This window comes from Stenotrophomonas sp. NPDC077420, from assembly GCF_044543385.1.
Taxonomy (GTDB): domain Bacteria; phylum Pseudomonadota; class Gammaproteobacteria; order Xanthomonadales; family Xanthomonadaceae; genus Stenotrophomonas.
The window spans coordinates 15942-28898 of sequence record NZ_JBITVZ010000017.1 but is presented as its reverse complement, the minus strand read 5'-3'; the positions used below and the strand labels follow the sequence as shown (position 1 = coordinate 28898).

Here is a 12957-nt window from a genome sequence, read left to right as displayed (position 1 = left end):
TGCCGGCCGCCATGGCGAGGCCTGCCGGCTAGAAGTCGAAGCGCAGCCCGATGTTGCCCTCGATCACTTTGCGCTCCTTCTGCCGGCTGCTTTCCAGATCGCGGGTGTAGTCGGCGACCACGAACGCGCTGACGTTGCCGTTGAAACGCGCCACCACGCCGAACCCGACCTCCAGTGCCCGTGAATCCTGCTGGTTGATGATGCGGTTGGTATCGAAGTCGATGCGGTCTTCCCCATCGAGCGTCTGCCAGTAGTTGAGCTTGAAGTACGGTTGCCAGCCGTTGCCGGCGATCTCGTAGTCCGCGGCCAAGCGTACGCCGGCGCGCCCGATCCAGGCGTTGTCGGCGTTGAAGCGAAGCTGCGCGATGCGGTCGGCGGCATCGTCCACCGAGGTGCGCTGCCAGATCACCTGCAGTTGCGGCTCCAGCCACCAGGCCGACCGGCCGAAACGCAGCAGCGGCTTGCCCACTTCCACCGACGCAGTGGTGCCATCGCCGTCCACGTCGATCCCGATGCCGCGCGCGGACGTTGCCTCGCCGTCGTAGCGGCTCTGCATCACCACCACATCAAGGTATCCGGCGGCGCTGCCGGCACGTGTCCAATACAGGCCCACGTGCTTGTCGTCCAGGCGGGTGCGCCCCACCGCGACATTTTCCCAGCCGATCGCGAAGCCGTTGACGTTTCCCTGCGCGCGGGTACGGCCGAAGAACACGCCGAACTGGTCGCGGTGCACATTGCCTGCGTTCGCATACAGATCCAGGCCGGCCTGCACCCCTTGGATGTCGCCATCGAATCCGGGCTGGGCATCGCCCTCCCAGTACTGCTCGTGGCTCTGCCCGACCAGGCGCGCCCATGCCGCCCGCACGCCGCCCTGGCCGGCGAGGATGCGCTGCTCCCCTTGGCGCTCGTGGAAGGTACCCAGGCTGGCCAAGCTGGTTTCGCGCAGCAGTGGCGGCACCACCGAATAAAGGCCGGTTTCCAGCCGGTACAACGGCACCATGGCCTCCTCCGACGGGCGTGCGTCAGGCGTGGGCGGCTCCGCCAACGGCCCGGGAACGGCGGCCACGTCGGTGGGCACCGGCGGCGGCACGTCGTCCTGCGGCGGCGCGGCCGGCGGTGGCGGGGCCGGCTCCGGCGGCGGCGCGGGCTCGGCCGCCACCGGGTCGGGGTTTTCGGGAACGTCCGGTGAGGGAGGCGGCGGCAGCGCAGGCGGCGGCGTCCCCAACGCCTCCGGCGGCGGTGGCTCAGGTGTCACCGAGCCCAGACCGATGGGCGGTGGGGCCGGCGCGGCGACCACACCGTTGACTACGGTCGAACGCAGATACCAGTTCTCGCTGCTCCCTGCGCTGACGCCACCCTTGAACAGGAAATACTCGTACGCACCGGCGGCAACCGGTGCATACAGCGCGAAGGCGCCCGGGCTGGTGCTGGCACCGTTGATCGCCTGCACCACGAGGATGCCGTCGGCCACGGTTTCGGCACCGGCACCGCCCGCGTTGAGGATGCCCACGCCCGTGGTCCCGCTGGCCACGCCATTGGAGATCACCAGCCGGTCCGATGCGGCGTCGTCGGCACCCAGCACGGTGTCCAAGTACAGCGCACCACCATTGCCGGTGTAATTGCCGGCGATGGTGAACGCATCGCCAGCGCCGCCACCACCGTTGGTCAGGTCGATGCGGCCGGCATTGGTGACGTTGACCGGCAGTGCTGCGTTGAAGGCGACAATGCTGGCGTTGACGCCCCCGCCGAACAGCGTGCTGGTCGCGTCCACGTCGAGCGCACCGGTACCGCTTCCGGGATCGCCCAGGCGCAGGTCGCCGTCGAAGGTGAGCTGGCTGTCATTGGCCAGCGCCATCGATTCCCAGCCGGTGAAGCGGGCCACGCCATCGGTCTTGACGTTGTCCATGTCGAGCGTGTCAGTGCCCAGGCCGCCGTCGAAGCCCGGCAGCGCGCCAAGGTAGGAGACGTTGAGGTCGGCCAGCGTGGCCGTGTCGTTGCCTTCCCCGAAATCGACCAGGCCGTGCACCACCCCGCCACCGCGCCAGTCGAAGCGGTCGTCGCCGAAGCTGAGGCGGATCTCGCCGCGCACGGTGCCGCCGGTGATGGTGACCGAATCGTTGCCGCCGCTGACGCTGATGTTGCCGCCGATGTAACCATCGGAGAGCACGATAGTGTCGTTGCCGAAGCCGGTAACCAGGTTGCCGTCGATGGTGCCACCGGACATCAGGAAGGTGTTGTCTTCCAGCTTCATGTTGACCCGGCCGATGCGGCCGCCGGTCATTTCGCCGTAATCGCCATCATCGAACGCGCCGACGATGCGCCCGTCGGTGATGCGGAAACGGTCCAGTCCATCGCCCTGCAGCAGCGCGCCGATGCTGCCGCCGGTCATCAGGAAGGTATCGATGCCCGAGCCCTGCTGCACGGTGCCGGACACGGTGCCGCCCGAGACCTCCAAGCTGTCCGCGTCGGCGCCCTGGTCGATGCTGCCGACGGTGCCGCCACTGAGGGTGATGGCATCGTTGCCCGCGCCCTGCAGACGCTGCTGCTGATGCTGCCGGCCAGCATGTCCAGGCGGTCGGCGCCGGCGCCGGCGCCGAAGATGATGCCGGCGGTGCTGCCGCTGATGACGCCGCGGTTCACCACCGTGGTCGCCGCGTTGGTGAGGATGCCCACGCCGCTGGCGCTGGTGATGCTGCCACTGTTGTCGATGCGGTGACCGCTGCCGCCGTCCAGCGCGATCGCGGCGCCACTGGCGATGCCGAGCTGGGCGCCGGTCTGCACGTTGACGGTGACGTTGCTTGAGCCGGGCACGCTGGCGATGGGCGTGGCCTGCGGGCTCGGTGCCTGTGCCGTGCAGGTAACGGTCTGCCCGGTTGTGGGTGCCGTGGTATCGCAGCCGGCCCACGCCGGCGCGGTGGTGGTGGCAAGGAGGAGGCTGCCGCAGGCCACGCGCAGGCTGCGCGCGATGCCTGCCGCCAGACGGGAACGTGGCGGAGTCGCATTCATGGGACGCATGGACCGTTCCTTTTCCAGAAAAGGGGAATTACGGCGTGCCGATGCGTCCCCCGTGACCTAACGCAGCCCGGCGAGAGTACTTTTACTGTCCGGATGTGAGGCGGAAGTAAATTTCGGGCGGCTTTCGGATAGTTATTGCGGCCCAAAGCGCATTCATATTTTCAGGTGAATCCGACGGCGGTCCAGCGCCCACGCGATTATCCACCAGAACGCCAAGAGCCCCACCGCGCACAGCAGCGACGCCAGTGCCGACTGGTCCGGCACCGCCCTGGCAAGCATCGTGTAACACGCCGCCCATGCCCCGCTGGCGATCAGCACCAGCGCCATCACCGAGGAGCCCAGATAGGCGGCGATGGCATTGACGCCGAAGCGTCGGCCCAGTGCAGGCCAGCGCCAGCGGTCGACCAGCAGGTGGGCCAGCAGCAGGGCGGCGATCGACAGGCCGCCGGTCAACAGCACGTAGCTGGGCGTCCACAGGTTCTTGTTGAACGGCAGCAGCGGTGCCAGCAACAGCCCGGCTCCCAGCAGCATCAGCGCCACGCCGCCGAGCGCCCCCAACCGCCCCGCGCGCAGCCAGCGGCCGGCGATCAGGCCCAACAGGGTGGTGGCCAACGCCCCGGCGGTGCTGAGCAGGCCTTCGGGGTCGTGCCCGAGTCGGGTCACGGCGTCGTATTTGTACAGGAACGGTGCGAACAGCGCGGTATCCACCCGACTGACCGGATTGAGCCACGGCGCCAGCGTATCGGCACCCAGCAGCAGTGCCGTGTACCCGAGCAGCAGGCCGCCGAGCACCGCCCACTGCGTACGCGCGCGGGTGTGGATGGCCAGCAGCCCCACCACCGCCACGCACACCGCAATGCGCTGCAGCACGCCCCACAGCCGGTACGCCGGCAGCTCGAACAGCCACCATGCCAACACGTGCAGCAACGCGCCGGCGAGCAGGATGCGCAGTGCGCGCTTCAGCAGGGTACGGGCCAGCAGCGGGCGCGCGGCTGCGTCGACAGCGCGCGGCGCCAGGCTGAAGGCCATCGACACGCCCGCGATGAACAGGAACAGCGGGAAAATCAGGTCGGTCGGGGTGAAACCGTGCCAGTCCGCGTGCAGCAGCGGGGCATACACATGGCCCCAGTCGCCGGGATTGTTGACCAGCAGCATCGCCGCCACGGTCAAACCGCGCAGGGCATCGATGGAGCCCATGCGCGCAGCGGAGGATGCGCTCATGCGTCCTCGCGCTGCCCGGAGATCCAGGTCGCACGCACCTGCAGCGCCTCGTCCAGCAGCACCAGATCGGCCTGATAGCCTTCGGCGATCTCGCCCAGGCGGTCGTCCACGTTGAGGAACTGCGCCGGGTAACGCGACGCCATGCGCGCGGCTTCTTCAAGCGGCAGTCCGAGCAGGTGCACTGCGTTGCGCACGGCGGTGGCCATGTCCAGCGCCGAGCCGGCCAGCGACCCGGCAGCGTTGCGGACCACGCCGTCGACCACGGTGATCACTTCGCCGTACAGCTCGAAACTGGGACTGTCGGCACCCACCGGCGACATCGCGTCGGTGACCAGCATGACCTTGCCGGTCGGCTTGGCCGCCAACGCAACACGCAGGCTGCCCGGATGCACGTGCACGCCGTCGGCGATGATGCCGATCCAGCTGTCGCGATCTTCCAGCGCGGCGCCGACCGCGCCGGGTTCGCGCCCGGTCAGCGGCGACATCGCGTTGTACAGGTGGGTGAAGCCGCGAATGCCCGCGTCCAGCCCGGCGCGCGCTTCCTCATAGGTGGCCGCGGTATGCCCGGCGGCCACGATCACCCCACGCTCCACCAGCGCGCGGATGCTCTCCAGCGGCACCCTTTCCGGGGCCAGGGTCAGCAGGGTCACGCCGTTGTCGAGCGAAGCCGCCATCGCGATCTCGTCGGCGTCGGGCACGCGGAACTTGTTGGCGTCATGGGTGCCCTTGCGCGCCGGTGCGATGTACGGACCTTCCAGATGGATGCCGATCACCCCGGGCACGCCTGCGGCGATCGCTTCGCGGGTAGCGTCGATGGCCGTACGCATCACCTGCACGTCGTCGCTGATCAGCGTGGGCAGCAGCGCGGTGGTGCCGAAACGACGATGCGCGGCCGCCAGCGTGCGCAGGCTCTCCACATCGGGCGCGTTGTTGAACAGCACGCCGCCGCCGCCGTTGACCTGCGCGTCGATGAACCCGGGCAGCAGCCAGCCGCCGCCCAGGTCGACCTGTTCGGCCGCACTGCCCAGCTGGGGCGCGGCGTCGGACACCAGCGCGGTGATGCGCCCCTCCTCGATCACCAGCGCGAGGTCATCGCGGAAGCCGTCGGCGGTGAGGATGCGGGCGTTGCGCAGGACGGTCTTCATCAGACGGTCTCCGTGACCTTGTTCAAGTGCGGCGGCAGGTCCGGGTTGTGACCGCGGCGCAGGGCCAGCGCATTGATGGCCTTGTAGAACGCCTGCACGGTGAGCAGCGGCGCGCACGCAGGATGGGGGGCCTGCGGCAACGGCAGGTCGCCGTCCGGTGCGGCCAGCCATACCTGCGCGTCGCGCGCGGCAAACTCGGCGGCCACCGCGCGGGTGCCTGCGCCGGTTTCATCGGGCTGGGCGAAGGCCAGGACCGGGAAGCCCGGACCGACCAGGGCCATCGGCCCATGCTTGACCTCGGCCGAGCTGTAGGCCTCGGCGTGCAGGCCACAGGTTTCCTTGAACTTCAGCGCCGCCTCCTGGGCCGCGCCCAGGCCAAGGCCGCGGCCGACCACGAACAGGTTGTGCGCAGGGACCAGCCCATCTGTCAGCGCGGACCAGTCGCTGTTCCAGGCTTGCCGCAGTGCATCGGGCAGGGTGCGCAGCGAGGCGATCAGGCCGGCGTCCTGGCTCCAGTACGCCACCAGCTGCAGGATCGCCGACAGCGAGGCCAGGTAGCTCTTGGTCGCCGCCACGCTGCGCTCGGCGCCGGCACCGAGCGGAATGACCGTTTCGGCCAGCTGTGCCAGCGGCGAGTCTTCCACGTTCACCAGCGCGACCACGCGTGCGCCTGCCGCGCGCGCGGCCTCGGCATTGCGCAGCAGGTCCGGGCTCTTCCCCGACTGCGAAATCACGATGTACAGCGCGCCACGCAGCTGCAGCGGCGATTCATACACCGAGCCCACCGACGGCGACGCCGACGCGGTGACCAGGCCCAGCGTGGTCTCCAGCAGGTACTTGGCATAGGTGGCGGCATGGTCGGAACTGCCCCGCGCGCAGGTCACCACGAACGGCGGCGGCGCCGCGCGCAGCGTCGCGGCCAGCGTCTGCACGGTCGCTTCGTTGCGCGCGAACTGCGCAGCGATCACGTCGGCCGCTTCGGCGGCTTCGCGGAACATCAGGGTGTCGTGCGGGGCTGGCAGGGACATGCGGGGCTCAGGTGGTTTCAGGAGTGGGAGGGCGGGCAGCGAGCGGCCGCATCGGGGCGGTGGAACCGCGCACGATCAGCTGCGGCACGAAGCCCTGGTTCTGCAGCTGCAGCGGCGCATCGTCGTAGGCATCGCTGCGCAGCTGCGCGATCAACAGCCGCGCGGCGTGCCGGGCGATGTCTTCGGTGGCCTGCTTGGCGGTGGTCAACGGCGGCCACGACTGGCGCGAGAACGGGCTGTCCTCGAAGCCGGCGATGGACAGGTCGTACGGAACGTTCATGCCCGCCGATTTCGCCGCCGCCAGCACACCCGCGGCGATCTCGTCGTTGGAGCCGAAGATCGCCGTGGGCGGCTCGCGCAGCGCCAGCAGCCGACGCGCGCCACGGAAGCCGTCGTCGAAGGTGTAGTCACCCTGCACCACCAGATGCTTGTCGTGCGGAATGCCATAGTCGCGCAGCGCCGCCTCGTAGCCGGCGTGGCGCTCGCCACTGGAGCGGTGTGAGGTACCGCCCCAGAGGAAGCCGATGCGCTGGTGGCCGAGCTGGATGAGGTGTTCGGTGATCTCGTAAGCGGCCTCGCGGTCGTCCACGAACACGCAGGCACCGTCCTGAGGATCGGCGGTGGCGGCAATGATGCGTACCAGTTTGATCCCACGCGCGGTCAACGCGGCGACCAGGTCGCCACGCTCGGACATCGGCGCGGTGAGCACCAGCCCGGCCAGGCGCGAACGCTGCACCCAGTCGGCCAGTTCCTCGGCCAGCATCGGCGAGCTGGAATCGCAGGGATGGATCTGCAGCCCGAAGCCGGTTTCGCGGCAGGCGGCAAGCACGCCGTTCTGCACGCCGATGATGTGGTACGGATTCGGGTTGTCGTACACCAGCCCGATCACCAGCGTGGTACCGGTGCGCAGGTTGCGCGCGGCCGGATCGGGCTCGTAATCGAGCTCGGCGATGGCGCGCAGCACGCGCGCGCGCGTGGCCTGCATCACCGACGGTTCGTTGTTGATGACCCGCGACACGGTCTTCAACGACACCTTGGCCCGTTCGGCGACATCCTTGATGGTCGCTCTACGCATGCTCTTTTCCTGGCTCACCGGTTGGGCGTCCATGATCGCCGATCACTGCCCGTCGCGGGGCAGGCCGATCCGGTGGCCGCGCAGGGAGTAAAACAGGATGTAGAGGTAGCACGGCACCATCAGGCCCGCGAACACCCACTGGAAATCGACGTGCTGCTTCAGCACCGCGAATGCCTGCGGGATGATCGCGCCACCGGCGATGGCCATCACCAGCAGCGCCGACCCGGTTTCGGTGAACCGGCCCAGGCCACGGATGGCCAGCGGGAAGATCGCCGGCCACATCATGGCGTTGGCAAAGCCCAGCGCGGCGACGAAGCCCACCGACACATAGCCGTGGGTGAACAGCGCGCCGATGCAGAACAGTACGCCCAGGCTGGCCGAAATGCTCAGGTAGCGCTGCTGCGAGACCAGGTGCGGAATCAGCGCCAGGCCGGCCACGTAGCCCACCAGCATCGCGCCCAGGGTGATGGAGGTGAACAGCTTGGTCTGGTCCAGCGGCAGGTTGAAGCCGTGTCCATAGGTGCCGATGGCGTCGCCGGCCATTACCTCAACCCCCACGTAGACGAACAGGCACAGTACGCCCAGCCACAGGTGCGGGAACTGGAAGATGCTGGTGCGCTCGGCCAGGCCGGGTGCACGCGCCGGCGTTGCATTGGCTTCGGCGGTCTTCAGCTCGGGCAGCGGCGAGAACAGCACGCCCACCGCCAGCACCACCAGCAGCCCGGCCATGGCCATGTACGGCATCTGGATCTTGGCGGCGAAGGTGTCCAGAAGCGCGTTGCGGGCCACCGGGTCGGCGGCGGCGACCTGCTCGGAGAGGTCGCCGATGCCGTGCAGCACCAGCGTACCGATCAGCAGCGGGGCCAGGATGCCGGCGATCTTGTTGCAGATACCCATCAGCGCGATGCGACGCGCGGCGGTCTCGATCGGGCCAAGGATGCTGATGTACGGATTCACCGCCGTCTGCAGCAGGGCCAGGCCGCTGCCGATGATGAACAGGCCACTGAGCGCGCCGGGGTACCAGCGCTGCTGGGCAAAGTGCGCGAACACCACCGCACCGGCCGCCATCACCAGCAGGCTCAGGCTCAGGCCCTTCTTCATGCCGGTGCGCTTGAGGATCCACGAGGCCGGCAGGGCCAGGAAGAAGTAGGACAGGTAGAACACCATCAACACCAGGAACGCGCCGACCTCGTCCAGCTCGAAGGCCAGTTTGACGAAGGTGATCAACGGGCCGTTGAGCCAGGTGAAGAAGCCGATCAGGAAGAACAGCACCCCGATGATCAGGATCGAGGTGGCCACGCGCGAACGCGCGGTAGCAGCAGGCACGACAGACATCTGGAAGGCTCCTGCATCGACGGCACGCGGGCGGCGTCGGAAGAGTGGCTGGGAACAACGTTGTCACATTTATTCGATGGGCTACCCGGCTTTGTCAACAACTGGTTTCTACCGCTGCGGCGGAAAACCCCGTGCTGCACCTGCGCAGAAACGCCGCCAGCCCCCGTCGCGCCTTCACGCGACCAGTGATTGCAACGGCTTTACGAAATCTTGACGGTGCAGGGCTGAAAACGTTTTCTTGTGACGCAGGTCGCTGCGGCGCAGCATCGAAAGTGTGAGGTTATCGTTGACATCGTTGTCAGAACGATTACAGACTCCGCTCAATCGCCGGGGCCAGACCTGGCCGTACGTATCCCAAGGGAGCCCGTGTGACCGCAGCCGCCCACGCCGTATCGCCCCTCGCGCCGCCGCCGTTCCTGGCGGCCGACGTGGGCGGCACGCATGTCCGCGTGGCCCGTGTGCAGGCCAGCCCGGACCCGGCCCATCCGGTCCAGCTGCTCGAGTACCGCAAGTTCCGCAACGCCGACTACGCCGGGCTGAGCGCGATCCTGCAGGCCTTCATCGCCGACGGCGAGCGTCCTGCGCACTGCGTGGTGGCCACCGCCGGGTATGCCCGCGAAGACGGCACGGTGATCACCGCCAACGTGCCATGGCCGCTGTCGGCGCGCCAGATCGAAGCCGACCTGGGCCTGGAAGCGGTCTACATCGTCAACGACTTCGAGGCGGTGGCCTATGCCGCTGCGCAGGTGGACGCCAGCGGCGTGCTGCAGCTGACCGGCCCGGCCACCGCGCCGCGTGGCCCGACCCTGGTGGTCGGCCCGGGCACCGGGCTGGGTGCGGCATTGTGGATTCCCACCGCGCAGGGCGCTGTGGTGCTGGCCACCGAAGCCGGCCAGCCGACCCTGGCAGTCAGCACCGAACTGGAAATGGCGATCGTGCGGCAGATGCAGCGCGAACACGCGCATGTGTCGGTCGAACACGCGCTGTCCGGTCCGGGCCTGATGAACCTCTACCGCGCGCTGTGCGCGATCGAAGACCAGCCGGCCGTGCTGGCAACGCCCGATGCGATCACCGCCGCGGCGATGAACAACCAGGACGTGCTGGCGCGGCAGAGCCTGGACGTGTTCTGCGGCCTGCTCGGCAGCACCATCGGCGACATGGCCCTGCAGTACGGCGCCCACGGCGGGGTCTACCTGGCCGGCGGGATCCTGCCGCAGATCCGCGAATTCCTGTTGAACAGCACCTTCGTCGCCCGCTACCTCAACAAGGGGCCGATGCGCGAGGCGCTGGAACGCATTCCCGTGAAGGTGGTCGAGCACGGGCAGTTGGGCGTCATCGGCGCCGCAAGCTGGTATCTCGGCCGAACCGACGTTTGAAAAAGCAAGGCGCGTTCCGGCAACGGGCGCTGGGCAAAGGTCGCACGCATCGCAAACCGCACGCCGTCGCTGGCGCACAACGATTGATGAGGAGAGACATCATGAACCACCGCAAGAGCCTGCTTTCGGCAGCCATTTTCAGCTGTATCGCCTTCGGCGCCCACGCGCAGGACGCACAGCCCACCGCCACCGACCTGGACACGGTAACCGTTACCGGTATCCGCGCCAGTCTCGAGCGCTCGCTGGATACCAAGCGCAACAATGTCGGGGTATCTGAAGCGATCACCGCCGAGGACATCGGCAAGTTCCCCAGCACCAACGTGGCCGAGGCGCTCTCGCAGATTCCGGGTGTGACGCTCGACCGTCGCTTCGGCCAGGGCGAGCGCGTCAGCATCGACGGTACCGACCCCAGCCTCAATCTGACCTTCCTGGACAACCACCCGGTGGCGCAGGCCATCTGGCTGTACGGCGAACAGCCCAATCGCGGCTTCGACTACACCCTGCTGGCGCCGCAGATCCTGGGCCGTGCCGAGATCCTCAAGTCCTCCGAAGCCCGCCTCACCGAAGGCAGCCTCGGCGGCACAGTGCTCATGCACACCCGTCAGCCGCTCGACCTGAAGCAGAACGAAGTGGCCGCCTCCATTGGTTACAGCTACAGCCAGCAGGCCAGCGAAGGCAAGCCCAATGCCTCTGCGCTTTACAGCTGGAAGAACGACGACGAGACCTTCGGCATCGCGGTGTCGGCGCAGCACTATGAAGAGGCCGTGGACCGCCAGGGCATCGAGGTGTTCGGCTACGCCAAGGCGTCGACCTTCGCCAACGCCACCGGCGTGGCCGGAGATGTCGATGTGCCAAACTCGATCAATGCCGCGTGGTTCCAGCAGGAGCGCAAGCGCGACAGCGCCGTGGTGAACCTGCAGTTCAAGCCGACCGACGAACTGGAATTCAACCTCAGCGGCCTGTACATCAAGGAAAACTTCGACAACTACAACCAGTCGATGTATTCCTTCCTGACCTGGAACCCGGGCACTGTCGGGGCCGTGGACCAGCTCGGCAACGTACGCAACGGCGTGGCAACCAGCGGCCATTCCAATGCCAGCGCGACCGCCAACAGCGGCACGGTCATCTACGACAACAACGTGCGCGAATCGGAAGTCACCACGAAGGGTCTGGACCTGCGCGGTGCCTGGCGTGGTGACACCTGGGGCGTCAGTGGCCAGGTTGGCCAGAGCAAGTCCGAGAACAAGGACCTGGCCCAGTACTTCATCGAGCCGTTCTACAACGGTGCCTACAGCTGGAGCATCGACAAGGGCCTGTCCTTCGACAACCCGGACGCGGCGCGCAATCCGGCCAACTGGAACTCCGCGGGCGGCTGGTTCGGCAACAACGGCATCTTCTCCACCGAGAGCAAGGACACCTACGCCCAGCTGGACTTCAACGTCCAGTTCGACAGCGTGTTCAACCAGCTGCAGTTCGGCGTGCGCCACGGCAAGCATGATGAAGACTTCCAGCTCAACGTCTATGGTGGCGTGCGCCCGGGCAGCCTGGCCGACGTGGGCACCATCGGCCTGACCGATATCGACGGCTACGGCTTTGGCGACAGCCAGGCCCACCACGTCCAGGCTGGACGCGACAACGTGCTGAACTGGGTCAAGGGCAGCCCGCTGGACTACGCGAATCCGGATCCGTCCAGCTACCTCAACAACAGCTGGGCGCTGCAGCAGACCAACAACGCCGCCTACGCCCAGCTGAACTTCTCCAACGGCCCGTTGCGCGGCAACGTCGGCGTGCGCTACGTGGACTCCAAGACGAAGGGCAGCGGTTTCGTCTACGGCGGCACCCCGACCCTGGATGACCTGGACAGCAAATGGCAGACCCAGACCAAGTCGGAGGACTTCGTCCTGCCGTCGCTGAGCTTGGCATGGGACACCGACAATGACTGGGTGTTCCGTTTCGCGGCAGCGAAGGTAATCGCCTGGGCTCCATACAACCAGATGGTCAACAACACCTTCCTCAACGACACCCAGCTGACCGGCAGTGGTGGTAATGCGGCGCTGTCGCCGTATGAGTCGTGGAACTACAACGCCTCGGCCGAATACTACTTCCAGCCGCAGTCGGTCGTGGCCTGGTCGGTGTTCTACAAGAAGATCGACAACTACATCGACACCTCGGCCACGATCGAGCGTCAGTACAACTCGATCCGTGATACCTCGCCGGCCACCTGGCAGAACATCGTGGGCACCAACGGCTGCACCGCTGACGGATACTGCGATTACAGCATCCAGCGTCCGCGCAATGCCGGCAGCGGCCACGTGAAGGGCTTCAACCTGAGCTTCCAGCAGGCCTTTGGTGAAAGCGGCCTCGGCCTGACTGCCAACTACACGTATGCCAACGGCGAGAACAACAGTGGCGATCCCCTGCCCTACCAGTCCCGCAATTCGGTTGCCATCAGCCCGTACTACGAAAAGGGGCCGATCAACGCGCGTCTGACCTACAACTGGCGCGACAGCTACCTGGCCGGTGGCTACGTCGCCGGTGCAGCACCGGCCAGCGTGGATGACTATGCCGAACTGGGTGCGAGCTTCGGTTACACCTTCAACGAGAACTGGTCGCTGAGCCTGGACGCACAGAACCTGCTGGACGAGACCTACTTCCAGTACCTGGGCGACAAGGAACATATTGCCGGCAAGTACAAGAGCGGCCGTCGTTACATGGCCACCCTGCACTTCAAGTTCTGATTCCAACGTCACACGCGTAACCTG

9 protein-coding genes are annotated in these 12957 nt (G+C 67.2%); 2 read left to right on the top strand and 7 right to left on the bottom strand.

The annotated features are described in order from the left end of the window. Positions 1 to 28: 28 nt before the first annotated feature. The 7 genes from ACIGII_RS15510 to ACIGII_RS15480 form a co-directional block, all read right to left on the bottom strand. A complete protein-coding gene (locus ACIGII_RS15510) occupies positions 29 to 2434 on the bottom strand; it encodes an autotransporter domain-containing protein (RefSeq protein WP_399639538.1) in 2406 nt (801 codons plus the stop codon). Then, complete coding sequence (locus ACIGII_RS15505) at positions 2389 to 3015, bottom strand: hypothetical protein (RefSeq protein ID WP_399639535.1); 627 nt, start codon at positions 3013 to 3015, stop codon at positions 2389 to 2391. Before ACIGII_RS15505 ends, ACIGII_RS15510 begins: the two co-directional genes overlap by 46 nt. 153 nt (positions 3016 to 3168) lie before the next feature. Further along, positions 3169 to 4236 carry an acyltransferase family protein gene (locus ACIGII_RS15500; protein WP_399639532.1) on the bottom strand — a complete coding sequence of 356 codons (1068 nt, stop codon included), beginning with the start codon at positions 4234 to 4236 and terminating at the stop codon, positions 3169 to 3171. Further along, complete coding sequence (nagA, locus tag ACIGII_RS15495) at positions 4233 to 5381, bottom strand: N-acetylglucosamine-6-phosphate deacetylase (protein ID WP_399639529.1); 1149 nt, start codon at positions 5379 to 5381, stop codon at positions 4233 to 4235. Before nagA ends, ACIGII_RS15500 begins: the two co-directional genes overlap by 4 nt. After that, positions 5381 to 6409: an SIS domain-containing protein gene (locus ACIGII_RS15490; RefSeq protein WP_399639527.1), complete on the bottom strand. Its 1029-nt coding sequence runs from the start codon at positions 6407 to 6409 to the stop codon at positions 5381 to 5383. The genes nagA and ACIGII_RS15490 overlap by 1 nt, the downstream gene beginning before the upstream one ends. 7 nt (positions 6410 to 6416) lie before the next feature. Further along, a complete protein-coding gene (locus ACIGII_RS15485) occupies positions 6417 to 7484 on the bottom strand; it encodes a LacI family DNA-binding transcriptional regulator (protein WP_399639525.1) in 1068 nt (355 codons plus the stop codon). 42 nt (positions 7485 to 7526) lie between these two features. Continuing rightward, positions 7527 to 8819 carry a sugar MFS transporter gene (locus ACIGII_RS15480; protein WP_399639524.1) on the bottom strand — a complete coding sequence of 431 codons (1293 nt, stop codon included), beginning with the start codon at positions 8817 to 8819 and terminating at the stop codon, positions 7527 to 7529. A gap of 368 nt (positions 8820 to 9187) precedes the next feature. Here ACIGII_RS15480 and ACIGII_RS15475 point away from each other — a divergent pair, with 368 nt between their 5' ends. Further along, positions 9188 to 10195 (top strand): glucokinase family protein, encoded by a 1008-nt coding sequence (locus ACIGII_RS15475; protein ID WP_399639521.1) that lies wholly within the window; start codon positions 9188 to 9190, stop codon positions 10193 to 10195. A gap of 101 nt (positions 10196 to 10296) precedes the next feature. Then, positions 10297 to 12933: a TonB-dependent receptor gene (locus ACIGII_RS15470; protein WP_399639519.1), complete on the top strand. Its 2637-nt coding sequence runs from the start codon at positions 10297 to 10299 to the stop codon at positions 12931 to 12933. Positions 12934 to 12957: the final 24 nt, after the last annotated feature.